Annotated in this window: 19 protein-coding genes; 14 read left to right on the forward strand and 5 right to left on the reverse strand. The window is 75.7% G+C overall.

Going from position 1 to position 25,176, the window contains the following annotated elements:
- The first annotated feature begins 152 nt into the window (after positions 1-152).
- Both AB0J24_RS15505 and hrpB read left to right on the forward strand, forming a co-directional pair.
- On the forward strand, positions 153-290 hold the full coding sequence (locus AB0J24_RS15505; protein ID WP_358681293.1) for a hypothetical protein: 138 nt from the start codon (positions 153-155) through the stop codon (positions 288-290).
- Positions 291-312: 22 nt separating this feature from the next.
- A complete protein-coding gene (hrpB, locus tag AB0J24_RS15510) occupies positions 313-2,811 on the forward strand; it encodes an ATP-dependent helicase HrpB (RefSeq protein WP_358681296.1) in 2,499 nt (832 codons plus the stop codon).
- Positions 2,812-2,824: 13 nt separating this feature from the next.
- Here the strand turns inward: hrpB and AB0J24_RS15515 are convergent, their stop codons facing one another.
- Together AB0J24_RS15515 and AB0J24_RS15520 are read right to left on the reverse strand one after the other, a co-directional pair.
- On the reverse strand, positions 2,825-3,571 hold the full coding sequence (locus tag AB0J24_RS15515) for a class F sortase (RefSeq protein ID WP_358681299.1): 747 nt from the start codon (positions 3,569-3,571) through the stop codon (positions 2,825-2,827).
- 13 nt (positions 3,572-3,584) lie between these two features.
- Positions 3,585-3,959, reverse strand: coding sequence for an excalibur calcium-binding domain-containing protein (locus AB0J24_RS15520; protein ID WP_358681302.1), 375 nt, complete (start codon positions 3,957-3,959; stop codon positions 3,585-3,587).
- A gap of 134 nt (positions 3,960-4,093) precedes the next feature.
- On the opposite strand from AB0J24_RS15520, the gene AB0J24_RS15525 reads away from it, so the two are divergent.
- Entirely contained in the window at positions 4,094-5,080 is a 987-nt protein-coding gene (locus AB0J24_RS15525; RefSeq protein ID WP_358681305.1) for a threo-3-hydroxy-L-aspartate ammonia-lyase, read from the forward strand.
- A gap of 94 nt (positions 5,081-5,174) precedes the next feature.
- On the opposite strand, the gene AB0J24_RS15530 is transcribed toward AB0J24_RS15525, so the two are convergent.
- The gene (locus tag AB0J24_RS15530; protein ID WP_358681308.1) at positions 5,175-6,011 is read right to left on the reverse strand and encodes a type II CAAX endopeptidase family protein; all 837 of its coding nucleotides are present in this window, start codon (positions 6,009-6,011) and stop codon (positions 5,175-5,177) included.
- Positions 6,012-6,193: 182 nt separating this feature from the next.
- Between AB0J24_RS15530 and AB0J24_RS15535 the strand changes: the two genes are divergently transcribed.
- Positions 6,194-6,553, forward strand: coding sequence for a DUF6319 family protein (locus tag AB0J24_RS15535; protein WP_358681546.1), 360 nt, complete (start codon positions 6,194-6,196; stop codon positions 6,551-6,553).
- 4 nt (positions 6,554-6,557) lie between these two features.
- Here AB0J24_RS15535 and AB0J24_RS15540 read toward each other — a convergent pair whose 3' ends face one another.
- Both AB0J24_RS15540 and AB0J24_RS15545 read right to left on the reverse strand, forming a co-directional pair.
- Complete coding sequence (locus AB0J24_RS15540) at positions 6,558-7,304, reverse strand: IclR family transcriptional regulator C-terminal domain-containing protein (RefSeq protein WP_358681311.1); 747 nt, start codon at positions 7,302-7,304, stop codon at positions 6,558-6,560.
- Positions 7,301-8,707: an APC family permease gene (locus tag AB0J24_RS15545; RefSeq protein ID WP_358681314.1), complete on the reverse strand. Its 1,407-nt coding sequence runs from the start codon at positions 8,705-8,707 to the stop codon at positions 7,301-7,303. The genes AB0J24_RS15540 and AB0J24_RS15545 overlap by 4 nt, the downstream gene beginning before the upstream one ends.
- A 277-nt stretch (positions 8,708-8,984) precedes the next feature.
- Between AB0J24_RS15545 and AB0J24_RS15550 the strand changes: the two genes are divergently transcribed.
- The 10 genes from AB0J24_RS15550 to AB0J24_RS15595 all read left to right on the forward strand — a co-directional run bounded on the left by AB0J24_RS15550 (position 8,985) and on the right by AB0J24_RS15595 (position 25,176).
- Positions 8,985-10,880, forward strand: a complete 1,896-nt coding sequence (locus AB0J24_RS15550) for a primary-amine oxidase (RefSeq protein WP_358681317.1) — start codon at positions 8,985-8,987, stop codon at positions 10,878-10,880.
- 191 nt (positions 10,881-11,071) lie between these two features.
- Positions 11,072-11,533, forward strand: a complete 462-nt coding sequence (locus AB0J24_RS15555) for a GreA/GreB family elongation factor (protein ID WP_358681320.1) — start codon at positions 11,072-11,074, stop codon at positions 11,531-11,533.
- Positions 11,534-11,545: 12 nt separating this feature from the next.
- Positions 11,546-12,769 (forward strand): helix-turn-helix domain-containing protein, encoded by a 1,224-nt coding sequence (locus AB0J24_RS15560; RefSeq protein ID WP_358681323.1) that lies wholly within the window; start codon positions 11,546-11,548, stop codon positions 12,767-12,769.
- A gap of 57 nt (positions 12,770-12,826) precedes the next feature.
- Entirely contained in the window at positions 12,827-13,312 is a 486-nt protein-coding gene (locus tag AB0J24_RS15565; RefSeq protein WP_358681326.1) for a peroxiredoxin, read from the forward strand.
- Between the two features lie 40 nt (positions 13,313-13,352).
- On the forward strand, positions 13,353-13,961 hold the full coding sequence (locus tag AB0J24_RS15570; protein ID WP_358681329.1) for a TetR/AcrR family transcriptional regulator: 609 nt from the start codon (positions 13,353-13,355) through the stop codon (positions 13,959-13,961).
- A gap of 92 nt (positions 13,962-14,053) precedes the next feature.
- A complete protein-coding gene (locus tag AB0J24_RS15575; protein ID WP_358681331.1) occupies positions 14,054-14,728 on the forward strand; it encodes a biliverdin-producing heme oxygenase in 675 nt (224 codons plus the stop codon).
- 16 nt (positions 14,729-14,744) lie between these two features.
- A complete protein-coding gene (locus AB0J24_RS15580; protein ID WP_358681333.1) occupies positions 14,745-16,193 on the forward strand; it encodes an SDR family NAD(P)-dependent oxidoreductase in 1,449 nt (482 codons plus the stop codon).
- A gap of 45 nt (positions 16,194-16,238) precedes the next feature.
- Positions 16,239-19,610 carry an exodeoxyribonuclease V subunit gamma gene (recC, locus tag AB0J24_RS15585; protein WP_358681335.1) on the forward strand — a complete coding sequence of 1,124 codons (3,372 nt, stop codon included), beginning with the start codon at positions 16,239-16,241 and terminating at the stop codon, positions 19,608-19,610.
- Positions 19,607-23,077, forward strand: coding sequence for a UvrD-helicase domain-containing protein (locus AB0J24_RS15590; protein ID WP_358681337.1), 3,471 nt, complete (start codon positions 19,607-19,609; stop codon positions 23,075-23,077). Before recC ends, AB0J24_RS15590 begins: the two co-directional genes overlap by 4 nt.
- Positions 23,074-25,176 carry an AAA family ATPase gene (locus AB0J24_RS15595; protein ID WP_358681339.1) on the forward strand — a complete coding sequence of 701 codons (2,103 nt, stop codon included), beginning with the start codon at positions 23,074-23,076 and terminating at the stop codon, positions 25,174-25,176. Before AB0J24_RS15590 ends, AB0J24_RS15595 begins: the two co-directional genes overlap by 4 nt.

A 25,176-nucleotide genomic window follows, 5' to 3' on the forward strand; every position in this document is an offset into this window, starting at 1 on the left:
GGTTCCTCGCGGGTCGCTCCCGAACGTAGCCGAGATCCGGGCGTCCTTCGTTCCGACGACCGGTGGTAACGCCGGCTGGCCCGTCCGCGACATGCCGTTCGTCCGAGCGGTGGTGTCCCACCACTGCCCCACCACGGTCGACGGAGCCCGACATGATGCCCCTGCACCGCCCGCACCCCGCGGTCCTCGACGACCGGGGGCTCCCGACCTGGGTGGTCCTGCTGATCACCACGCTGCTGGCGCTGGCGGTCGGGTCGCTGCTGGTACTGCCGTTCACCGGGATCGGCTGAGCGGGGGTAGACACTGGGGGTGATGGTTCCCCCGCTGCCCGACCTCCCGGTCACCGCCGTCCTCGACGACGTGCGACGGGCGCTGCACGAGCACGGCTCCTGCGTGCTCGTCGCCCCGCCCGGCACCGGCAAGACCACCCTGGTCCCGCTCGCCCTGGCCGGGCTCCGGGACGGTGCCGCCCCGGCCGGGAAGGTGCTCGTCGCCGAGCCGCGCCGGGTCGCCGCCAGGGCCGCGGCCGCCCGGATGTCGGCGCTGCTGGGCAGCCCGGTCGGCGGGACCGTCGGCTACCGGGTCCGCGGTGACTCCCGCACCGGGCCGGACACCCGGATCGAGGTGGTCACCTCCGGGCTGCTGCTGCGCCGGCTGACCGCCGATCCGGAGCTGGCCGGGGTGTCCACCGTGATGCTCGACGAGGTGCACGAGCGCCATCTCGACGCGGATCTGCTGCTCACCCTGCTGCTCGACGCCCGGGACGGGCTGCGCCCCGACCTGCGGCTGCTCGCCACCTCCGCGACCCTCGACGCCTCCCGACCGGCCGCGCTGCTCGGCGGTGCCGACGGACCGGCGCCGGTGCTGGAGGTCGCCGCCCGGACCCACGACGTCGCGCTCACCCACGTGCCGCCGGCCCGCGGCGAGCGGATCGAGGCGACCGTCGCGCGGACCGCGGTGCGGGCGCTCGAACACGGCAGCGTGCTCGCGTTCCTGCCGGGCGTCGCCGAGATCGGCCGGGTCGCCGCCGCGCTGCGCGGACGTGATCTCGGTGCTGACGTGCTGCCGCTGCACGGCAGGCTGCCCGCCGCCGAGCAGGACACCGCGCTGCGGGAGGGGTCACGGCCGCGGATCGTGCTGTCGACCGCCGTCGCCGAGTCCAGCCTGACCGTGCCCGGGGTGCGGGCCGTCGTCGACTCCGGGCTGACCCGGGTCCCGCACGTCGACCATCGGCGCGGGCTGTCCGGGCTGGTCACCCGGCGGGTGTCCCGGGCGGTCGCCACCCAGAGGGCCGGGCGGGCCGGACGCGAGGCACCCGGCGTGGCCTACCGGTGCTGGCCCGAGGGCGAGGGCCTCGCCGACGCCCCGGAACCCGAGATCCGCACCGCCGACCTGACCGGCCTCGCGCTGGACCTCGCCGTCTGGGGTACCCCGGACGGCAGCGGCCTGCGCTGGTGGGACGAGCCGCCGCCCGGTCCGCTGGCCGCCGGGCGCGCGGTGCTGAGCGCCCTGGGCGCGCTCGACGCCGCGGGGTCGGTCACCGCCCGCGGTCACCGGATCGCCGCGCTCGGGCTGCATCCGCGGTTGGCCAGGGCGCTGCTCGACGGCGCGGGCGCGGGGGATCCCCGCGCCGTCGCGGGGATCGTCGCGGTGCTCGACGACGACACCCTCGCCGGCCCCGCCGACGACCTCACCGCCGCGCTGATCCGGCTGAGCTCCGGGGAGGCTCCGGGAACGCGGCGCTGGCGCGGGGAACGGGACCGGCTGGCCCGGACGCTGCGGCGCACCGCCCCCGGCCGTGCCACACGCGCGGGCCGGGTCACCGGTTCCGAGCTCGCCGCGCTGGTCACCGGGCTCGCGCACCCGGAACGTCTCGCCCGGCGGCGGGACACCGGATCGGGGGTGTACCTGATGGCGGGCGGGACCGCCGTCGAGGTCCCGCCGGGGCCGCTGCGCGACGCCGAGTGGCTCGCCGTCGCCGTCGCCGACCGGCGCCCCGGTGAGGCGCACGGGCGGGTCCGGCTGGCCGCCGCCGCCGACCGGGAGACCGCCGAGCGGGCCGGCGCGGCACTGCTCACCTCCGGCTCCGAGGTCGGGTGGGAGGGCGGAGACGTGCGCGCCCGCTCGGTGCACCGGCTCGGCGCGATCGTGCTCACCGAGTCCCCCGATCCGCGTCCCGCACCCGACGCCGTCCGCGCCGCCCTGATCGCCGGGTTGCGCGCCGAGGGCACCGGGCTGCTGCGCTGGACGGCCTCGGCGTCGGCGCTGCGGGAGCGGCTCGGGTTCCTGCACCGGGTGCTCGGCGGCCCGTGGCCGGACGTGAGCGAGCAGGCGCTGCTCGACTCGGCGCAGGACCCGGCCGGCTGGCTCGCCGGACCGCTGGCCACGGCGCGCCGACGCGCGGACCTGGCCCGGATCGACGCCGGGCAGGCGCTGCGGGGGTACGCCGCGGCCCACCTCGGCGGGCTCGCCGGGCGGATCGACGAACTCGCCCCGGAACGCCTCGCGGTGCCGTCCGGGTCGCGGATCGCACTCGACTACTCGGGGGACGCCCCCGCGCTGCCGGTGAAGGTGCAGGAGGTGTTCGGCTGGACCGCGTCGCCGGCCGTCGCCGGGGGGCGGGTGCCCGTCGTGCTGCACCTGCTGTCCCCGGCCGGGCGGCCGGCGGCGGTGACGGCGGACCTGCCCTCGTTCTGGGAGACCGGTTATCCACGGGTACGGGCCGAGCTGCGCGGCCGCTACCCGAAGCACGCCTGGCCGGAGGACCCGCGTACCGCCGTCCCGGTACGCGGCTCCGGCCGGCGGCGGTGAGTCCGGCGGTGAGTCACGCGATCCGCTCGGCGAACACGACGACGTTGTCGCTGTAGCTGTCCGCTGCCCGGTCGAACACACCGCCGCAGGTGATCAGGCGCAGCCCGGCATGATCGAGATCGCCGTACACCTCGGCCGTCGGGAACTCCTCCTTCGGGTACTGGCCGGTCCGGGTCACCGCGAACACCACGGTGCCGCCGTCGGCCCGGTCGACCCGGATCTCGTCACCGGGCTCCAGGGTCGCGAGGTCGGCGAACGCGCCCGGGAGGCCCTTCCAGTCGACGTGTGCGGCGAACACGGCGGGCCCCAGCTCGCCCGGTGTTGGCGCCCCGGTGAACCAGCCGACCGTGCCCGCGGAGTCGGGCACCTCCATCGCCCCGTCCGGGTGCAGGCCCAGCGGTACCGGCTCGGTGTCCAGGCCGAGCCGGTCCACCTGCAGCCGCACGGGCTCGGCGCGCAGCAGTGTGCCCGGGCCGTCCGGCAGCAGCGTCGATCCGGCGGGTGCACGGGCGGCGGTCGCGGACCCTGCCGTCACAGACCCTGCCGTCACGGACCCGGCCGTCACGGACCCGGCGGACGTGGGAACGGCGGGCGGTGCCGCGGCCGGGGTGGCGAGCGCGAGCAGCGCGGCCGCCGCGAGCGCCGGGACGGCGGCCCGCAGCGCCCGCCGTGCGACCGCCGGGCGACGCCGGGGGCGCACCGCGGCCCGCCGCCCGGCCGGGCCGCGCACCGGCCGGGTGGTGAGCGGCGCAGCGGTCACGGCCTGCGCACGCTCAGCCGCGGCGGGCGACGACCATCCGGCGGGCGGCGAGCGCACCGACCCCGCCGGCGGCCAGCGCGCCGAGCGCCATCGGGAGCACGTCGGCTGCGCCGCCGCCGGCCTCCACGCCGCCGACCGGCGTCGCGGTGACCTGGGTGGCGGCCTCACCGGTGGTGGTCGACGCCGCACCGTAGTCGTAGCTCTCGCACGCCACGCCGTCGTTGTCGGCGTCGAGCCGATCCGGGTCGCCGGGCAACAGCGCGGCCTGCGCGTCCGCCTGGGAGGCGAAGTCGGCGCAGTCGCGATCCTGGGCGAACGCGGCTCCGGCGAGCGGCACGGTGGCCGCTACCGCGAGCAGCGCAGCGGCAGGGAGGGTACGAAGACGCATCGGGGTGGTCCTTCCGGGGGAACGTGACGATCGGGTTGGGGAGCCCATGTTTCTGTCGAGTGTCATGTGCCTTGTGTTACACCCGATCGTGCGCCGGCTTGATCCCTACGATGCGCGAGGCGGAGGCTGAGGCGGTGCAACCGACCGCCGAGCTCCCCACCCCCGACGACGTCCGCGCCGCCGCACGGATCCTGCACGGGACGGCCCACCGCACCCCCGTGCTGACCTCCCGGCTGACCGACGCCGAGCTCGGCGCCACCGTGCTCGTCAAGGCGGAGAACCTGCAGCGCACCGGGAGTTTCAAGTTCCGGGGGGCCTTCCACACGCTGGCCCGGCTCGACGACGCCCGGCGCCGGGCCGGGGTGGTCACCTTCTCCTCCGGCAACCACGCGCAGGCGCTCGCGCTCGCCGCGCGGCTGCTGGAGGTGCCGGCGACGATCGTCATGCCGCACGACGCACCCACCTCGAAGGTCGCCGCCACCCGCAGCTACGGCGCCCGGATCGTGCGCTACGACCGCTACGGCGAGGACCGGGCCGCGATCGCGGCCGAGCTCGCCGCCCGCGACGGGCTCACCCTGGTGCCGCCCTACGACCATCCGCACGTGATCGCCGGTCAGGGCACCGCGGTGCTGGAACTGCTGGAGGACCACGGCCCGCTGGACGCGCTGTTCGTCTGCCTGGGTGGCGGCGGGCTGCTCTCCGGCTCACTGCTCGCGGTCCGGGCCCTGTCACCGGGCTGCGCCGTGTTCGGGGTCGAGCCCGAGGCGGGTGACGACGGCAGGCAGTCACTGCGGGCGGGCCGGATCGTCACCATCGCCGCGCCGCGCACGCTCGCCGACGGCGCCGCCACCACGCACCTGGGGGACCACACGTTCCCGATCATCGCCGAGCACGTCGAGGACGTGCTGACCGTCCCGGACGACGCGCTGGTGGCGACGATGGCGCTGTTCGCGTCCCGCTACAAGGTCGTCGTCGAGCCGACCGGGGCGCTGGCGTTCAGCGGCATGCGATCGGCACTCGCCGCCGACCCGGAGCGGTTCAGCGGGAAGCGGATCGGGGTGACGGTGTCCGGCGGGAACGTCGACCTGGACCGGTTCGCGGCCCTGCTCGGCCAGCTCTGACACCCCGCCGCCCCCCGACGGCGACCCGGTGCGACGGCCCCGGTCCGTCGAACGCCCGGGACCGGACCCGGGATCACGTGCCGGGTGGCACCGTTCAGACGGCCGGCGCCGCGGCGGTGGAGCGGCGCCGGTGGTGCAGCCCGGCGGCGAGCGCGGCGAACACGAGCAGCACCCCGGCCGTCACCCATCCGGCGTTCGGACCGGGGCCGTCGGCTCCCTCGCCCGGTCCGGAGCCGGCGGCGACGAGCGCCGGGATCAGGTTCCAGACGGTGTGGAAGGCGCACGCCACCCACAGCCCGCCGCGGCCGAGCGCGAGGAAGCCCAGCAGCAGTCCGAGCGCGGCGGTGCTCACCACGTAGGCGGCGGTGACCCCCGGGTTCAGGCTGTGACACAGGCCGAAGACCACAGCGGTGAACAGGACCGCCCCGTAGGTGCCGAGATCGCGGCGAACGGCCTGCAGCAGGTAACCACGGAACAGGATCTCCTCGGTGGAGGCCTGCACCGCGACGGCCACCAGCAACACCGGCACGGCGAGGCCGCCGGGCAGGAGCGGACCGGCCTCGTCGCCGGCACCGGCCGGTGCGGGGGCGAGTACCGAGACCAGCACCTGCATCACGAAGAACAGGACGACCGCCGCCAGCACACCGGTGAGCACGCCGACCGCCGGGCGCGGCACCCGGAAGCCGAGATCGGCGAGGCCGCGCCCCTCGCGGAACCGCAGCCACAGCCACAGCACGATCAGCGGTGGCAGGAACGCGACCAGGTTCCCGATCGCCTGCGCCTGCCAGCCGCTGTCCTCGAACCGGGTCAGCCGTGAGACGCCGACCCAGAGATACGCGCCGGCGAACACGAGGGCGACGATCCCGGCGGTGGGCAGCGCCACCCGCCGGACCCGGGCACCGGCCGTGCTTCCCGCAGTGGAGTGAGCCATGCGCGGAAACCTAGAGCGCAACCCCAGTTCGTTGTTGCCCGACAACGGTTTCGCACCCGGACGGGTGGACCGGGCACGGCCATCGGGGGCGCATCGACCGACCATGCGTTCGAACTTCACCCTTGGGCCTGGCACAGCCGAGCTGTCGACGAGGGAAGCGGGGGACGCACGTGGACGAGGACCTGACCACCGGGGCCGACACGCAGGTGACCGGTGACGAGGCGCCCAGGCGCAGGCGCGGACGCCCGAAGGGCTCGTCGACCGCCCGCACGACCCGGGTGGTGACGATGACGCTGACGGTCAGCGGTTCCGCCGACGGTGAGTGGCAGGCCGAGCTGAAGCACGGCACCAGCTGGGTCGCCCGCGGCCTGACGGTGAGCGCGTCGGCGGTCTCGGCAGCGGCCGCCGCACTGCACGCCGACCTCGCCGGGCCGGTCACCGAGGTCATCGAGAGCGCGAAGGCCGCCCGGGCGGCACGGGTCGCCGAGCTGGAGGCCGAACTGGAACAGGCCCGCAAGGCGCTCGCCGAGCTGGAGGCGTGACCGGTCAGCCCAGCAGCGGCCCGAGCGATCCGGCATGCTCCCGGAGCAGCGCGACCAGCTCGGGATCCGGGTCCGCGACCCGGGCGGACGGCCCGGACAGCGCCAGCCCGGCGACCAGGCGGCCGTCCGCCGGTGAGCGCACCGCGGCGGCGAGACATCCCCGGTCCGGACGCAGCTCACCGGTCTGGCGGGCCAGGCCGTGCTCGGCGACCTCGTCGAGGACCGCGGACAGCCGGTCCGGGTCGGTCACCGTGTGATCGGTGACCGGCCGCAGCTCCCGCACCAGCGCCCGCCAGTCCGGCTGGTCGGCCAGCAGCAGCCTGCCCAGCGCCGAGGCCTGCGGCAGCCGTGCCAGCAGGTCCGGGTCGCTCGGCGGGTGGTCCGGATCGGGATCGAGCAGGTGCAACCGGCCGCCGTCGAACACCGCCAGGTGCACCCCCCACCGGACCCGGCTGCGGAGGTGGTCCACCACCCCCCGGGCCGCCGTCGGCAGCCGGGGCACGGCCACCGGGGCCAGCCGTGCCGCACGCCGGCCGAGTGCGAACCCGCGCAGGTCGGGCAGCCGCACCAGGTACTCCTCACCGACCAGCAGGTTCAGCACCCGGTAGGTCGTCGCCGGCGGGAGCCGCAGCGCCGCGGAGATCTCCTTCGCGGTCACCCCCGGCCCGGCGGCGACGACCTCCTCCAGCACGGCCAGTGCGGTCCGCACCGCGCGTGGCTGGCGGCCGCTCAGCGGGGGCGGGCTGCTCACCGGGCACGATGCCAGACGTCGGAGGCGACCGTCTCGTCGTAGACCCCGAGTGCCGCGACGACGCCCCGGCGGCGCGCCACCACGAACCAGCCGCAGCCCGCCAGCACGACGGCCAGGACCAGACCGGACGTCGGTGCCGCCACGACGAACGCCACCAGCGCCGCGAACAGTGCCGGCACCGCGAACGCGGCCGTCGCCACCGCGGCCGGGGTGAGCTCCCCGATCCGGCGCAGGAACAGCGGCGCCGCCAGGCACACCAGCAGGTAGCTGACGAGGAACCCGACGGTCGCCGCACCGAGCAGCGCGACCAGCAACCCGCCGGCCGGGACGCCGGCCGCCAGCGGTACCGCCACCGCGGCCGCGGCCACCGGGACGGCGATCAGCACCGCCACGTGCGGCGTGCGGAACCGCCGGTGGGTACGCCCCAGGACCGCGGGAACCGCGCCGTCGCGGGCGAGCGAGAACAGCACCCGGGACAACGCGGTCGCGGTCGCGACCGCACACGCCAGGAACGACAGCACCAGTGCCGCGTGCAGCACCGGTGGGATCCACCACCATCCCCGGGTGGTCGCCAGCACCTGGACGGGCTGCACCTGGCCCGCGAGGCCCCCGGGCACCGCCGCGAACCCGGTCGTCTGCACCGCCGCGGCGAAGACGTAGAGAACGCCGGTGACCGCCGCCGTCGCGAAGACCGCCCGCGGCACGGTGCGGAACGGGCGCCGGGTCTCCGCCCCCAACGACGTCGCCACCTCGAACCCGATGAACGCGGCCAGCGCCGGCACCACCCCCGCGACCAGGCCCGCCGCTCCCGTGTCCGGAAGCGGCCCGGCGCCCGGCCCCGGCAGCGGCCCCCCGGCCAGCAACACGGCGAACACACCGACCAGCACCCCGACCGCGACCGCCTCCACCAGCAGCACCACCCGCGCGGCCGGACGGACACCGCGGACCACCAGCGCCGTCACCACCGACCCGCACAGCACCGCCGTCACCGTGGCGACCCAGGGCGCCCCGGCGGGCAGCGCGCCGAGCAGCGGCCGCAGGTACAGCACGGCGCCGGCCAGTGCCGCCGCGCAGAGCAGCAGGTACCCGAGCACTGCGGCGACACCCCCCGCGAACGCGGCACCCGATCCGAGCCCCTGGGCGGTCAGCGGGTAGAGCCCGCCCGGTGCCGCCATCCGGGTGGTGAACCGCCCGATGGAGGCAGCGACCAGCAGGGCGATCAGGGTCGCGGCGACGAAGGACCACACCGTCGCGGGTCCGGCCAGCCCGGCGACGATGACCGGGGTCGCGGCCATGGCCGCCGAGGGTGCGCAGCCGGCGATCGACTGCGCCACGACGTCGGCCGGACCGAGGCTGCGGCGCTCCAGGCCGTGTACGGGTGAGCGGTCGCGCAGTGTCGCCACTCGGGCACCCCCTCCTCGGCCGCTCGCCCCGCGCGATCGTCCCGCACCGACCCTAACCTCCGGTCACGTGGCCGTGACCAGCGCCGATGCTCCGAACGAGAAAACCGGTGCGGCGGTTCCCACACGACGGGAACGGATGGCAGGGTGATTCGCACCACTCGGGAGTCGCGGTTGTGCCGGTCGGTCCGACGCGTGACCGTCCGGTCCGTCCGTACCCGCGCCGGGCCGCCCGACGACGTCGCGGCCCCGGCACCGTCGACCGACACGAGGAGCGCCGATGACCGCCGTCCAGGAGCCGCGGGCCACCACCGGGCATCCGCTGGGGATGACCACGGAGGCCGAGGTCACCGCCGTCCGGGAGGTGCTCGACGCGGCCGGTCTGCTCACCGAGCACGTCCGGTACGCCTTCTTCGCCCCGGAGGAGCCGCCGAAGGACCAGGTGCTCTCCGGCGCCCCGGCCGACCGCCGGTTCCGGGTGGTGCTGCTGGAGCTGTCCACCGGCCGTTCCTGGGACACCGTCGTGTCGGTGACCACACGCGAGGTGGTGTCCTCGCGCGAGCTGGAACCCGCCCGCGAGGGCCAGCCACCGATCATCGACTCGGAGTTCGAGTTCATCGAGGACGTCCTGAACGCCTCCCCCGACTGGCTGGCCGCACTGGACAAGCGCGGCATCGACCCGTCGTCGGTGCGGGCGGTGCCGCTGTCGGCAGGGGTCTACGACTACCCCGAGGAGACCGGCCGCCGGTTGGCGCGCGCGTTCGGGTTCCGCCAGGACCACGAGGCCGACCACGCCTGGGCGCACCCGGTCGACGGGCTGGTCGCCTACGTGGACCTGACCGCGCGCACGGTCGACCGGGTCATCGACACCGGCGTGGTGCCGGTGCCGGCGACCAGCGGGAACTTCGACGACCCGGCGGTGCAGGGCCCACCGCTGGACTCGCTGCGCCCGATCGAGATCACCCAGCCCGAGGGACGCTCGTTCACCGTCGAGGACGGTCGGGTCCGCTGGGGCAAGTGGGACCTGCGGGTCGGGTTCAACGAGCGCGAGGGCCTGACCCTGCACCAGATCGCGTTCGACGACCGGCCGGTCTGCTACCGCGCCTCGGTCGCCGAGATGGTGGTGCCCTACGCCGACCCCGCACCGGTCCGGTTCTGGCAGAACTACTTCGACTGCGGCGAGTACATGTTCGCCCGCTACGCCGACTCCCTGCAGCTGGGTTGCGACTGCCTCGGCGACATCCACTACCTCGACGCCACCATCGCCGACGACCTGGGCAACCCCAAGACGATCCGCAACGCGATCTGCATGCACGAGGAGGACCACGGCGTCCTCTGGAAGCACACCGACATCTTCACCGGCTCGCGCGAGGTGCGCCGTCAGCGCCGCCTGGTGATCTCGTTCTTCACCCCGATCGGCAACTACGACTACGGCTTCTACTGGTACCTCTACCTCGACGGCACGATCGAGCTGGAGTGCAAGGCGACCGGGATCGTGTTCACCTCCGCCACGCCGGGGCAGTACGCCACCGAGATCGCACCCGGTCTGGGCGCCCCCTACCACCAGCACCTGTTCTCCGCTCGCCTCGACATGACCGTCGACGGCGTCGCGAACGCGGTCGAGGAGGTCGAGGCGGTGCGCGTCCCGATCGGTGACGCCAACCCCTACGGCAACGCCTTCGGCCGCTCGGCGACCCGGCTGACCCGCGAGTCGCAGGCCTGCCGCGACGCCTCACCGGGCACCGGCCGGGTCTGGCACGTGATCAACACCGAGAAGACCAACGCCCTGGGCCAACCCGTCGGCTACGTGCTGCACCCGCTCGGACAACCGACCCTGCTGGCCGACGAGGCGTCGTCGATCCACGCACGGGCCACGTTCGCCGCCAAGGCGCTCTGGGTGACCCGCTACGACCCGGCGCAGCGGTACTCCGCAGGCGACTTCGTCAACCAGAACCCGGGCGGAGCAGGCCTGCCCGCCTACATCACGGCCGACCGCGAACTCGACGGCCAGGACGTCGTGCTGTGGCACACCTTCGGCCTCACCCACTTCCCACGCCCGGAGGACTGGCCGGTGATGCCGGTCGACTACACCGGGTTCACCCTGAAGCCGGCCGGCTTCTTCGACCGCAACCCCGCACTCGACATCCCACCCGCGGAATCGAAGGGCTGCCACTGAGCGGCCCCCGGCCGGACACCGGCGGGGGCGCGGGAGGGCACCGCGCCCCGGCCCGGCCGGTCCGGGCAACGTCACGAACCGCAGGCCTGCCGGGACCCGGCAACGAGGAGGTCGTCGGGCGCCGCTCGTGGTAGGCCTGCCTGTGGGGGGTCCGGCACATCGCCGTACACCCGTCGTACGAGGAGTGGACGATGAGCGTGACCCGGGTGTGGCTGACCGAGCGGAGCCACCAGGAGCTGCGTGCCGAGCTGCACGCGTTGCTGCAGCAGCGGGAGGCGGTGGCCCCGGTCGACGGCCGCGAGCACGACGGCCCCGACGGGCCCGGTGCCGAGGAGCGCGACCGCGAGCAGCGCATCCGGCGGCTCCAGGAGCTGTTGCGCGATCCGGTGGTCGGCGACCGCCCGCCCGACGACGGCGTCGCCGAGCCCGGGATGGCCGTCACCGTGCGCTACGACGACGGGGAGACCGAGACGTTCCTGCTCTCGCACGACGAGAACCGGGTCCGCCCGGACGGGACCATGATCTGCTCGCCGGACTCCCCGCTGGGCCGCGCCCTGCACGGGGCCCACCAGGGTGACGTCGTCCGCTACCAGTTGCCCGACGGCGGGTGGGCGGAGTGCACGCTGCTGCGTGCCGTGCCCTTCGAGCACTGAACCGACCCGGGCGTGTACGGGACGGAACGGGGCGAGGTCCGCAACGGCGCCCGATGTCCGGACGCGCCGGTCTCCGAGGCCTGGCTGCGCCGGGTCGCCGAGGAGGCCGGGCGCGGGGCGGGCGGTGTCCCGCCCGAGCTGCTCGGTGGCTTCCTGCGGGTGCTGGCCGATGCAGCGGCGTCGGGCCGGTTGCCCTCGGACTCCGAGCTGGACGCGGTCCGGCGCAACGGCGGCCGGGCGGCCGAGCTGGGTGTGAGCGCGGGCAACGCGGTGCAGCTCTACCTCTCGGCCGCCTGGCGGCTGTGGCGGGAGCTCCCGGCGGACGCGCAGTTCCGGGACGCCGGGGCGACGGCCGACGCGGCCGAGGCCGTCATGCGGGCGGTGGATCTGGCCGTGGCCGGTCTGGCCGACGGCTACACCACGGCCCGGCGGGACCTGGTGCGCAACGAGGAGACCCTGCGTCGTGAGCTGATCGAGGACCTGCTGCGCGGTGACGGTGACGCCGGCGGGCTGGTCGCGCGGGCCGAGCCGTTCGGGATGGACCTCGGCCGGCCGCACCAGGTCGCACTGGCCGCACCGGACGGCCGCCCGGGTCGGGTGGACGCCGTACCGGCCGCCCTGGAACGTGCCGTCGTGCGCGGGGTCGGGGACCGGGACGTGCTGGTCGCCACGAAGGACGGCCGGATCGTCGTGATCGCCCCGGCGGGCACCGGCGGGAGCGGGCTCGGCGGCCTGCTGCACGGCGAGCTGACCCGCGCCGGACGCGGCCCCGGCTGGCGGGTGGCGGTGGGCCGCGCGCACCCCGGTTCCTACGGGATCGCCCGCTCCTACGAGGAGGCCAGGGAGGCGCTGACGACCGCGGGCCGGCTCTCGCTCCCGGCTCCGGTGCTGCGGGCCGAGGACATGCTGGTCTACCGGGTGCTGCTGCGGGACCAGCCGGCGATCACCGACCTGGTGCAGACCGTCGTCGTACCGCTGGCCAGGGCCCGCGGCGGCGCGGCACCGCTGCTGGACACCCTGGAGGCCTTCTTCGCCACCGGCTGCGTGGTGGCCGGGACCGCGCGCCGGTTGCACCTGTCGGTCCGCGCCGTCTCCTACCGGCTGGAGCGGATCGCGGAGCTGACCGGCCACGACCCGGCAGACCCTGCGCAACGCTTCACGCTGCACGCCGCCGTGCTCGGTGCCCGGCTGCTCGGCTGGCCGGACCGTGACCTGCCGCCCGGTGATGCGGGCTGAACCCGGGCCGGGCACTAGGCTCGGATCCGGTCCGATCGCCGATCAACAGGAGGATCCGTGGCACTCGCCGCAGGAGACACCGTCCCCGACGTCCAGCTCATGACCCCGACCGCCGACGGCCCGAAGCCGGTGCAGAGCGCCGACGTCCTGGGCAGCGGCACCGTCGTGCTGTTCGGCGTGCCGGGGGCCTTCACCCCGTCCTGCTCCGACACCCACCTGCCCGGTTTCGTGCTGCGGGCCGACGAGCTGAAGCAGAAGGGCGTCGACACCGTCGCCTGTACCTCGACCAACGACGCGTTCGTGCTCGGCGCCTGGGCGCAGGCCCGCAACGTCGGTGACGCCGTGCTGATGCTCGCCGACGGCAACGCCGAGTTCGCCGCCGCCGCAGGCCTGGAGATGGACGGTTCGAAGTTCGGGCTGGGCACCCGGTCGAAGCGCTACGCCGCGATCATCAAGGACGGTGTGGTGCAATGGCTCGGCGTCGAGGACGTGCCGTCCTCGGTCGACGTGTCCGGCGTCGAGTCGGTGCTCAAGCAGCTCTGACCCCACCCGTTCCGCGGCACGCGGGCCTAGACTGGCCCGCGTGCCGAAGGTGATCGGGGGTTCGCTCGCCTCGCATCGTGAGCAGGTGCGCGAGCGCGTGTTCGCCGCGCTGCGCGAGCAGCTCTACGGACGCGGGTTCGAGTCGGTGACGCTCTCCGGGGTCGCCGCCGCCGCCGGTGTCGGCCGATCGGCCCTCTACAACCATTTCCCGGATCGCCAGGCCCTGCTCGTCGCGTTCGTGGAGGCCGAGGCCGCCCGCTACGTCACCGATCTGGACTCCGCGCTCGCCGGCGCCGGCTCCCCCGCCGACCGGCTCGCCGTGTTCGCCCGGATGCAACTGCGCCGGCTCGCCGAGTTCCACCTGCCCCCCGGCCAGGCGCTCGCCGGTGCGTTGGACCCGCAGGCCTACCGCCGGATCGCCGCGCACGCCGACCCGATCGGCGACCGGCTGACCGCGATCCTCACCGACGGTGCGCTGGACGGCTCGATGTCCGGTGACGATCCGGCCGTGCTGGCCGGGCTGGTCACGGCCGCGCTGTCCAGCCGGAAGATCGTCGAGGTACCCGCCGGCGAGCTGGACGAGACCGTCGAGACGGCGGTGCGTGCGGTGCTGCGGATGGTCACGCCCTCGACGGCCCGACCCGACTGAGGCTAGCCTTACCCGGGTCGAGGCTCTACCATCGTGATCTGACACGGTGTCAGATCCCGGCGCCGTGACGCTCCGCTGCACGGGAGGGCCTGATGAGCGCCACGACCCCGATCTCCGGCACACCGGTCGACACCTCGCTCTCCGCCGAGCTGCGCCGGGCCACCTACGAGGTGCACGAGCAGGCACATCGGTCCACCTACATGGCCGCGCTGCTGGACGGCGCGCTCCCGCTCGACGGCTACACCCTGCTCGCGGAGCAGTACGTCGCGATCTACACCGCGCTGGAGGCGGCCTCCGACGCGATGGCCGACCACCCGGTGGCCGGCCGCTTCGTCATCGACGAGCTGCGCCGGCTGCCCGCGCTGCACGAGGACCTGGACGCGCTCGGCAGCGGCGTCCCGCGGATCCTGCCGGCCACCACCCGCTACGTGGAGCGGCTGCACACCGCCGCGACCGACCCGGAGCGGTTCGTCGCCCACCACTACATCCGCTACCTGGGCGACCTGTCCGGCGGCCAGGTGATCGGAAAGCTGTTGCAGCGCACCTACGGCCTGTCCGGTGGGGGCGTCCGGTTCTACGACTTCACCGCGCTCGGCGCGCCGCCGCGGTTCCGGGCCCGCTACCGCGAGCTGCTCGACTCGACCGGTTGGGACTCCGCGGCCCGCTCCCGGGTGACCGCCGAGGCGGTGCTCGGTTTCGAGCTGAACATCGCGGTCCTCTCCGAGATGGCCGACGAGGTCGGGCTGGATCAGCCGCTCGCGTCGTGACTCCTAGAATGGGGTCGTGAGCAGCGGTGTCGACGTTTCCGCCGGTCCGGGCGGCACCGGTATCGATCCCGGCGAGCTCGCGACCGCGCTGAAGGTCCTCGCCCAGGTCGACGAGCTGCCGCCGGAACACCCGGACGCGGTCCGGGTGCGCCGGGCGACCGCCGGGATCTGGAAGTCGGTGCGGCTGCGCCGGCGCGCCGAGAAGCGCGAGCGGGAACGGGCCTCCGACGCCGCCGTCACCGCGGCCACCGCGACCGGTGCCGAGGGCCGGACCGACGACGAGACGGCCGGCATCCCGCTGGTCTCCTCGGTCCGCGGGGCGACCGCGGGCGTCCTGCACCGGGCCCGCGGCTGCTACACCTGCAAGACCCGGTTCACCGTCGTCGACGCCTTCTACCACCAGCTCTGCCCGGACTGTGCGGCCGCGCACCACACCCACCGGGAGGCCCGCACCGACCTGACCGGACGCCGCGCGCTGCTCACCGGCGGCCGCGCCAAGATCGGCATGTACATCGCGCTGCGGCTGCTCCGCGACGGAGCGCACCTCACGATCACCACCCGGTTCCCGCGCGACGCGGCGCGCCGGTTCGCCGCGCTCGCCGACAGCCCGGAGTGGCTGCACCGGCTCCGGGTGGTCGGGGTGGACCTGCGCGATCCCGGACAGGTCGTCGCGCTGGCCGACGAGGTCGCCGCCGCCGGGCCGCTGGACATCCTCGTCAACAACGCGGCGCAGACGGTGCGCCGCTCCCCCGGTTCCTACGCCGCGATCGAGGCCGCCGAGTCCGAGCCGCTGCCCGCCGGTGAGCTGCCGGAGATCCTGTCGTTCACCAGCGCGGCGCGCGAGCACCCGGCGCTGCTCGCCGGGGCGCTTCCCGGTGCGGACCTGGCCGCGCTGGCCGTCACCGCCCGCTCGGCGTCGCCGGAACGGATCGCGGCCGGCACCGCGGTGGACGCGGGCGGGCTGCTGCCCGACACCGCCGCCGTGAACAGCTGGGTGGACCACGTGCAGCACGTCGACCCGGTCGAGCTGCTCGAGGTTCAGCTGTGCAACCAGACGGCCCCGTTCATCCTCGTCTCCCGGCTGCGCCCGGCGATGGCCGCGGCCGGGCCGCACCGCAAGTACGTGGTGAACGTGTCCGCGATGGAGGGCGTGTTCGGCCGCGGCTACAAGGGACCGGGACATCCGCACACGAACATGGCGAAGGCCGCGCTGAACATGCTGACCCGGACCAGCGCCGAGGAGATGTTCACCACCGACCGGATCCTGATGACGTCGGTGGACACCGGGTGGATCACCGACGAGCGCCCGCACCCGATGCGGATGCGGCTGGCCGAGGAGGGCTTCCACGCACCCCTGGACCTGTCCGACGGCGCCGCCCGCGTCTACCACCCGATCGTCGCCGGTGAGCGCGGCGAGGACCTCTACGGCGTGTTCCTGAAGGACTACGGCGTGTCCCGCTGGTGAGAGCCCGCGCGTTCGCTGTCGGTCCTCGCCGATAACGTGCCGGGCGTGCTGGAGCTGCATCGGTCCGAACGCGCGGACACCCTCGTCGAGGCGCTGGCCGGGCTGCTCGCCGATCCCGCACCCGGCGGTGCCGCCGACCCGTTCGCCCCGGAGATCGTCGCGGTGCCCGAGCGCGGTGTGGAGCGGTGGCTGGCACAGCGGCTCTCGCACCGGCTCGGCGCCGGCGGCGGCAGCGGCGGGGTGTGCGCCAACGTGCGGTTCCCGTCGCCCGCGGTCCTGCTCGGCGAGGTCGTCTCCCGGGTCACCGGCACCGATCCGGAGGCCGACCCGTGGGCACCGGGGCGCGCGGTGTGGCCGCTGCTGGAGCTGATCGACGGTGCGGTCGTCTCGGGGGCCTCCGGCGACGGCCGGTTCACCGGTCTCGCCGCGCACCTGGAGCAGGGCGGGCACGGTCGTCGTTACGCCCTGGCCAGGGCCCTCGTCGGGCTGTTCGGCTCCTATGCCACGCACCGCCCCGCGCTGCTGCACTCCTGGGCGCTCGGCGACGACGCGGTGCCGCCCGACCTGGCCTGGCAGCCCGAGCTGTGGCGGCGGCTGCGGGCCGCGCTGGCCGTGCCCGGCCCGGCGGAGCGCCTCGCCGAGGCCGTCACCGCGCTGCGCGACGGAGCCGATCCCGGTGAGCCGGCGGCGCGGATCTCGCTGTTCGGGCCGACCCGGCTGGCCGCCGAGCACCTCGCCGTGCTGGAGGCGCTGGCCGTGCACCGCGACGTGCACCTGTGGCTTCCGCACCCCTCCCCCGTGATGTGGGAGGCGGTGCGGACCGCCCGCCCCGCCGATCCGCCCGCCCGCACCGCCGACGGCAGCGCGGCGCTGGTCCGCAACCCGCTGCTGCGCTCGCTGGGCCGCGACGTGCGCGAACTGGCGCTGCGGTTGCCCGCGGCCGGACCGGGCGTCGTCGACACCCACCACCCCGCGGCCGGGCCGGCCGGCGCACCGAGCCTGCTGCACCAGCTGCAGGCCGCCCTGCGCGACGATGCACCGCCGCCCCGACCCGCCGACCGCCCGCCGCTCGACCCCGCCGACCGCAGTGTCGTCCTGCACTCCTGTCACGGCCCGGACCGGCAGGTCGAGGTGCTCCGGGAGGTGCTGCTCGGGCTGCTGGCCGCCGATCCGGAGCTCGAACCGCGCGACATCATCGTGATGTGCCCGGACATCGAGGTCTTCGCACCGCTGATCACCGCCTCGTTCGGGCTGGCCCCCGAGCCCGGCACCGACGGCGCGGACGCAGGCCCGTCGCGCGACGAGCTGCATCCCGGGCACCTGCTGCGGGTGCGGCTGGCCGACCGCGCGCTGCGCCAGGCCAATCCGCTGCTGGGCACGGTGGCCACCCTGCTGGAGCTCGCCGGGTCCCGGCTCACCGCGTCCCAGGTGCTGGACCTGATCGCCTCCGGCCCGGTCCGCCGCCGGTTCCGGCTCGACGACGACGCGCTGGAGCGGATCTCCGAGCTGGTCACCGCGGCCGGGGTGCGCTGGGGGCTCGACGCCGCGCACCGCGCCCCCTACCGGCTCGACGGGGTGGAGCAGAACACCTGGCGGGCCGGGCTGGACCGGCTGCTGGTCGGCGTCGCGATGGCCGAGACACCCGGTGCACCGGTCTGGCTGGGCAGTGCGCTGCCGCTCGACGAGGTCGACTCCTCCGACGTCGACCTGGTCGGCCGGTTGGCCGAGATCGTCGACCGGCTGGCCACCACCCTCGCCGCGTTGCACGGTCCGCAGCCGCTGTCGGCCTGGGTCGGCGCGCTCACCGACGGCCTGGCCGCCCTCACCGACACCGCCCCGGCCGACGCCTGGCAGGCCGGGCAGGCCCGCGCGGAGCTGGCCGACGTGCTGGCCTCGGCGGGCCCGCAGGCCGAGCGCGTCGACCTCGACCTGCCCGACGTCCGTGGTCTGCTCTCCGAGCGGCTGCGCGGCAGGCCGAGCCGGGCGAACTTCCGCACCGGCACGCTCACCGTCGCCACCCTGGTGCCGATGCGCGCCGTCCCGCACAAGGTGGTCTGCCTGCTCGGTTGTGACGACGGGGTGTTCCCCCGGGCCGGCGCCCCCGACGGTGACGACGTGCTCGCCCGCGACCCGGTGGTCGGCGAGCGCGACCCGCGCGGTGAGGACCGCCAGCTGCTGCTCGACGCGATCTGCTCGGCCACCTCGCACCTGGTGGTGGTCAGCTCGGGGGCCGACGAGCGGACCGGCGCGGACCGACCGCCCTCGGTGCCGGTGGGCGAGCTGTGCGACGCGATCGACGCCTGCGTACAGGTCCCGGGAGTCCGGGCCTCGCAGGCGCTGCGGGCCCGGCACCCGCTGCAACCGTTCGACCGGCGGAACTTCCGGCCCGGTGAACTGCTCGCCGACGGCCCGTTCAGCTTCGACCGGGCCGCGCTCGCCGGTGCCGAGGTGGCCGCGGGCCCGCGCACGGTGACGCCGCTGTTCGGGCCGGCACCGCTGCCCGACCCGGAGGTCACCGAGGACCCGGTGCAGCTCGACGACCTGGTCGCGTTCGTCGAGCACCCGGTGCGGGCCTTCCTGCGGCAGCGGGTACGCGTGCTCCCGCCGCAGGAGAACGCCGAACCCGACGACGCGCTGCCGGTCGAGCTCGACGGCCTGGGCACGTGGCGGATCGGCGACCGGTTGCTCGCCGACCGGCTCGCCGGCGCGCCCCCGCAGGCCGTCGCCCGGGCCGAGACGCTGCGCGGCGACCTGCCGCCGGGCGGGATCGGTCGCCGGGTGCTGACCGACGTCGGCGGGCGGGTGGAACCGCTGGTCGCACTCGCCGCGGCGGTCCGCACCGGGGAGGCCACCTCCCAGGACCTGGTGGCCGAGCTCGACGGGGTCGCGGTGGCCGGCACCGTCCCCGGGGTGCACGGCGACGTCGTCGTGCGGGTGGAGTACTCGCGGCTCAAGGCCAAGCAGCGGCTGCGGGCCTGGGTCCAGCTGCTGGCGCTGACCGCCGCACACCCGGGCCGGCGCTGGTCGGCGGTGACGATCGGGCGAGGCAGCGGCGGGCCGGCCCGCTCCACCCTCGGGCCGGTCGACCCGGCGCTGGCCCGCCGGGTACTCGGCGACCTGGTCGCGCTGCGCCGGGAGGGTCTGCGCGAGCCGCTCCCGCTGCCGACCGATGCGGCCGCCGTCTACGCCCGCAACCGGTCCCGCGGGGTGGTGCCGGCGAACGCGCTGGCCGCAGCCGACGCCGAGTGGTCCCGTTTCGAACGGGACGACGCCGCACACGTCTTCGTCCGCGGTGCCGGTGCCCCGCTGCTGCTGCGCGACGAACCCGGCGACGGCGCCGAACCGACCCGGTTCGGCGCGCTCGCCACCCGGCTGTGGGGCCCGCTGCTCGACCACGAGAGGCAGGACGCGCCGTGACCGCCGTGCTGGGGGCCCCGACCTTCTCCGTCGACGGGCCGCTGCCCGAGGGCACCGTCGTGCTGGAAGCCAGCGCCGGAACCGGGAAGACCTACACGATCGCCGCGCTCGCCACCCGCTACGTGGCCGAGGGGGTCGCCGGGCTGGACCGGTTGATGCTGGTCACCTTCGGCCGTGACGCCACCCAGGAGCTGCGGGAACGGGTCCGGGAGCGGCTGGTCGGCACCGAGCGGGCGCTCGCCGCGGTGCTCGACGGCGAGCCCGTGCCGGGAGGGGACCCGGTGCTCACCCTGCTCGCCGCGGGTGAGCCGGCCGACATCGAGCGGCGGCGGGCCCGGCTGGCCGAGGCCTCCGCGTCGTTCGACGCCGCCACGATCGCCACCACCCACCAGTTCTGCATGCAGATGCTGGCCGGGCTCGGGGTGGCGGGTGACAACGACCCGGAGGCCGAGTTCGTCGAACACGTCGACGACGTCGTCACAGAGGTCGTCGACGACTTCTACGTCCGCAAGTACGCGAACCCCGACGCCGGGCGGCCCGCCTTCACCCGCGCCGAGGCGCTCGCGCTGGCCCGTCGCGCCGTCGCCGACCCGCAGGCCGAGCTGGAGCCCCGCGACGCCGATCCACGTTCGGTCGCGGCGGTCCGGTACGGCTTCGCCACCGCCGTGCGGCGCGAGGTCGACGCCCGCAAGCGGCGGCTGCGGATCTACAGCTACGACGACATGCTGACCCGGCTGGCCCAGGCACTGCGCGACCCGGTGCGCGGCCCGGCGGCCCGGGAGCGGCTGCGGTCGCGCTTCTCGGTGGTGCTCGTCGACGAGTTCCAGGACACCGACCCGCTGCAGTGGGAGATCCTCTCGCTCGCCTTCCACTCGGTGCCCGGCACCACGCTGGTGCTGATCGGCGACCCCAAGCAGGCGATCTACGCGTTCCGCGGGGCCGACGTGCACAGCTACCTGCAGGCCGCGGCCGCCGCCGCCCACAAGCGCACGCTGTCGACCAACCGGCGCAGCGACCGGGCCCTGCTCGCCGCCCTGGAGCGGGTGTTCGACGGGAGCACGCTGGGCGACCCGGAGATCGTGGTGCACCCGGTCGAGGCTCACCACACCGCGGCCAGGCTCACCGCGCCGCGAGCCGCGCCGCTGCGGCTGCGCCTGGTCGACCGGGACCGGCTCGACCTCACCGGCCGCCGGCTGGGCCGGGCCCCCGGTGCACGGAAGCTCGTCGCCCGCGACGTCGCCGCCGACCTGTCCGAGCTGCTCGCCGGCCCGGCGACCTACCAGGGGGCGCCGCTGCGGCCCGGTCAGGTCGCCGTCCTGGTCCGGACGAACGCGCAGGGCGCCGGGGTCCGCGACGCCTGCGCCGAGGCCGGTGTCCCCGCCGTGCTGACCGGCAGCACCAGTGTGTTCGGCACTCCGGCCGCGTCCGACTGGCTCACCCTGCTGGAGGCCGTCGAGCAGCCGCAGCGGTCGTTGCGGCTGCGGGCGGCGGCGCTCACCCGGTTCGTCGGGCACACCGTCGCCGATCTCTGCGGGCTGGGCGCCGATCAGCTGGTCGACACGCTCGGCGCGAACCTGCGCAGCTGGCACGCGGTGCTCGCCGCGCGCGGCGTCGCCGCGCTCGCCGAGGCGGTGTTCGCCCGGTACGCGCCGGCCCGGCGGCTGCTGTCGCGGCCCGACGGCGAGCGCGACCTCACCGACCTGCGGCACGTCGGGCAGGTCCTGCACTCGGCGGCGCTGGAGCGCCATCTCGGCCCGACCGCGCTCACCGAGTGGCTGCGGCACCGGATCGGTGAGGCCGCCCGGGACACCTCCGCCGAGCGCAGCAGGCGCCTGGAGTCCGACGCCGACGCCGTGCAGATCGTCACCGTGCACCGGTCGAAGGGCCTCGAGTTCCCGGTCGTCTACCTGCCCTTCGCCTGGGACCGCTGGGTCAACGACACCCCCGATCCGCTGCTCTACCACGACACCGCCCCCGGTGGCGGGCCGCGGCGGCTGCTCGACGTCGGCGGTCCGACCGGTCCGGACCGGCCGGGCCGCACCGCGTCGCACCAGGCGGAGGAGGCGGGCGAGGACCTGCGGCTGCTCTACGTCGCGCTGACCCGTGCGTGCAGCCAGGTCGTCGCCTGGTGGGTCCCGGCGACCACGACCGCGGCGTCGTCGCTGCACCGGATCCTGTTCGGCAACGGCGGCCCCGGCGCCGAACCGGCGGGCACCGCGACGGTGCCGGGCGACGCGGCGGCCCTGCAGTTCCTGCGCGAACGGTTCGACGGCAGCGGGGCGACCGTGGAGACGCTGCACGACCGCGAGCCGGTGCGCCGCCCCGCCCCCACCGACGACGAGCGGCCCGCGGTCGCCGAGTTCCGGCGGAGCCTGGACACAGCGTGGCGGCGCACGTCCTACACCGCGCTCACCGCGGCCGCGCACGCCGCGCACCGGCTCCCGCTCGCCGACGAGCCGGAGGAGGAACCGGCCGGTACGCCGGGGGTGCTCACCGAACCCGAGGTCGAAGGCGTCCGCGACGAACCCGACCCGGGCGGGCCGGTGGCCGCGGGCGGCGCGCCCCGGCCGTCCGGCACGGCCACCGCTCCCTCCGGGCCGGACCCGGCCGCGGTGCCGTCGCCGATGGCGGATCTGCCGCTGGGCGCCGGGTTCGGCACCCTGGTGCACGCCGTGCTGGAGCATCTGGACACCACCGTCGCGGCGCGCGGCGACGACGCGCTGCGCGCCGAGCTGGTCGCCCACGTCGCCGCCGAGCTGACCCGCCAGCCGGCCGACGTCGATCCCGGGGCGCTGGCCGACGCGCTGGTCCCGGTGCTGCGCACCCCGCTCGGCCCGCTCGCGTCGGGCCGGGCACTCGCCGACGTCGTCCCGGCCGACCGACTCTCCGAGCTCGACTTCGAGCTGCCGTTGTGCGGCGGCGACACCCCCACCGGCCGGCTCACCCTGGCCGGGCTGGCCGCGGCCCTCCGCAGGCGGATCGGGCCCGACGACCCGCTGCACGGTTACGCCGACCGGCTCGACGGCCCGGACCTGGCCGGACAACCGCTGCGCGGTTACCTGACCGGCAGCATCGACTCGGTGCTGCGGGTCGACGGGCGCTACCTGGTCGTGGACTACAAGACGAACTGGCTCGGCCCGATGAGCGCAGCCGGGCGGGAGCCGCTCACCGCGGCGCACTACACCGCCGACCGGCTGGCCGAGGCGATGAGCGAGGCGCACTACCCGTTGCAGGCGCTGCTCTACGCGGTGGCGCTGCACCGTTATCTGCGCTGGCGGCTGCCCGGTTACGACCCGCAGACCCACCTGGGCGGCGTCGGCTACCTGTTCCTGCGCGGCATGTGCGGGCCGGCGACACCGGTCACCGGTGCCGGCCCGCTCGCCGCGCCGTGCGGGGTGTTCGCCTGGCGGCCACCCACCGCGCTGGTCGAGGATCTCTCCGAGCTGCTGGACGGAGGCCCCGCATGACGAGCGGAACGGCGACCGGGACGACGGCGGGACCCGAGCGGGACCCGTACGGCCCGCGGGCCGCGCGCACCGCGGACGGGGTGCTCGCCACGTTCAACGAGGCCGACGTCCTCGCCCCCGGTGACGTGCACGTGGCGCGACGGCTCGCCCGGCTCGGCGGGCGCGGCGACCCGACCGGTGCCGCCGACCCCGCGTCGGCGGAGCCGGAGCCGGTGGTGCTCGCCGCGGCGCTGGCGGTGCGCGCGATCCGCAACGGGTCGGTCTGCGTCGATCTCGGTTCGGTCGCGTCGACGACGTCCGGCGAGGGCGAGGTCGCCGTCGACGTGTCCGGGCTGCCGTGGCCCGAGCCGGGCCCGTGGCGGGCGGCCTGCGCGGCAAGTCCGCTCGTCGCCGAGGGCGACACCGGCCCGGCCGGGCGGCCGCTGCGGCTGCTCGGGGACCTGCTCTACCTGGAGCGGTACTGGCAGGAGGAGGAGCTGGTCCGGCGCGAGTTCGTCGCCCGTTCCGGCCCGGTCGCCGACGTGGACCCGCAGCGGTTGAACGCCGCACTGGACCGGCTGCTCGACGAGCCCGGCGCGGAACGTCAGCGGCTCGCCGCGGCGGTCGCCGCGCTGCGCCCGGTCAGCGTGATCGCGGGTGGCCCGGGCACCGGCAAGACCACGACCGTGGCCCGCCTGCTCGCCGTCCTGCACGACCTGCACTCCGCCCGGCCGGGTCTCCCGCCGCTGCGGGTGGCCCTGGCCGCACCGACCGGGAAGGCCGCCGCCCGGCTCACCCAGTCGGTCGCCGACGCCGTCACCCGCATGCCGCCCGGCGACCGGGCCGCGGTCGAGGGCACGACGGCCTCCACCCTGCACCGGCTGCTCGGTTCGCGCGGCGCGTCCGGCCGGTTCCGGCACCACCGCGGCAATCGGCTGCCGCATGACGTGGTGGTCGTCGACGAGACCTCGATGGTGTCGCTGACGATGATGGCGCGACTGCTGGAGGCGGTCCGGCCGGACGCCCGCCTCGTCCTGGTGGGCGACCCGGAGCAGCTCGCCTCGGTGGAGGCGGGAGCCGTGCTGGGCGATCTCGCGCAGGCCACCGGCCGTGCCGAACCGGTCCTGCAGGACGCGCTGCAGCGCTGCGGCGCGTTCCGGGACGAGCGCCGGGCCGCTCGCCCCGCCGGTGTCGACGACGACCCGGACACCGATGCCGTCGACGCACCGGCCGCCACCGGCGACGCGCCCATCGACGCCGCCCCGGCCGCCACCGAGGACGCAGCCGCCGGCGGTACCACCGACGGCGGCCCGCGACGTGTGCCCGGTACGCCGGTCGAGGTGCGCAACGGCGTCGTCCGGTTGCAGCGGAACTGGCGGTTCAGCGGTGCGATCGCCGCGTTCGCCGCCGCCGTCCAGTCCGGCGACGGTGACGCGGCGATGGCCCTGCTCGGCGACAACCCGGCGGAGCTGGCGTTCGTCCCGGCGGACCCGGCCGAGGTCGGCGCGGAGGGGCTGGCTGCGCTGCGGTCGCAGGTCGTGACCTCGGCGCTCGACCTGATCGGTGCGGCCGAGGCCGGAGAGGTCGGGCGAGCGCTGCGGGTGCTCGACGACCACCGGCTGCTCTGCGGGCACCGGCGAGGTCCGTACGGTGTGGCCCGCTGGACCGCGGAGATCGAACGGTGGCTCGCCGCGGCCCGCCCCGGGTACGACGCGCAGGCCCCGTGGTTCCCCGGGCGGCCGCTGCTGGTCACCGCGAACGACTACGACCTGGGCCTGTTCAACGGCGACACCGGCGTCGTCGTCCGGACCGGTGAGGGGCGGCGGGCGGTGTTCGTGCGCGAGGGCCGACCGGCCGCGTTCGAACCGGCCCGCCTCGGCGGGGTCGGCACCGTCTACGCGATGACGGTGCACCGCAGCCAGGGCAGCCAGTTCCGCCGGGTCACCGTCGTCCTGCCGCCCGCGGACTCCCCGCTGATGACCCGCGAGCTGCTCTACACCGCGGTCACCCGCGCCAAGGAGTCGGTCCGGATCATCGGCACCGAGGCCGCGGTCCGGGCCGCGATCGCCCGCCCCGCAGGCCGGGCCAGCGGTCTGCGCCTGCGCCTCGCTGCTCCCTGA

This window comes from Pseudonocardia sp. NPDC049635 (assembly GCF_040659795.1).
Taxonomy (GTDB): domain Bacteria; phylum Actinomycetota; class Actinomycetes; order Mycobacteriales; family Pseudonocardiaceae; genus Pseudonocardia.

Excerpts from the sequence above, each read along its gene's own strand:
- AB0J24_RS15505 (WP_358681293.1), top strand. The coding sequence starts at position 153 with ATGATGCCCCTGCACCGCCCGCACCCCGCGGTCCTCGACGACCGGGGG.
- hrpB (WP_358681296.1), top strand. The coding sequence starts at position 313 with ATGGTTCCCCCGCTGCCCGACCTCCCGGTCACCGCCGTCCTCGACGAC.
- AB0J24_RS15520 (WP_358681302.1), bottom strand. The coding sequence starts at position 3,959 with ATGCGTCTTCGTACCCTCCCTGCCGCTGCGCTGCTCGCGGTAGCGGCC.
- AB0J24_RS15530 (WP_358681308.1), bottom strand. The coding sequence starts at position 6,011 with ATGGCTCACTCCACTGCGGGAAGCACGGCCGGTGCCCGGGTCCGGCGG.
- AB0J24_RS15550 (WP_358681317.1), top strand. The coding sequence starts at position 8,985 with ATGACCGCCGTCCAGGAGCCGCGGGCCACCACCGGGCATCCGCTGGGG.
- AB0J24_RS15555 (WP_358681320.1), top strand. The coding sequence starts at position 11,072 with ATGAGCGTGACCCGGGTGTGGCTGACCGAGCGGAGCCACCAGGAGCTG.
- AB0J24_RS15575 (WP_358681331.1), top strand. The coding sequence starts at position 14,054 with ATGAGCGCCACGACCCCGATCTCCGGCACACCGGTCGACACCTCGCTC.
- AB0J24_RS15595 (WP_358681339.1), top strand. The coding sequence starts at position 23,074 with ATGACGAGCGGAACGGCGACCGGGACGACGGCGGGACCCGAGCGGGAC.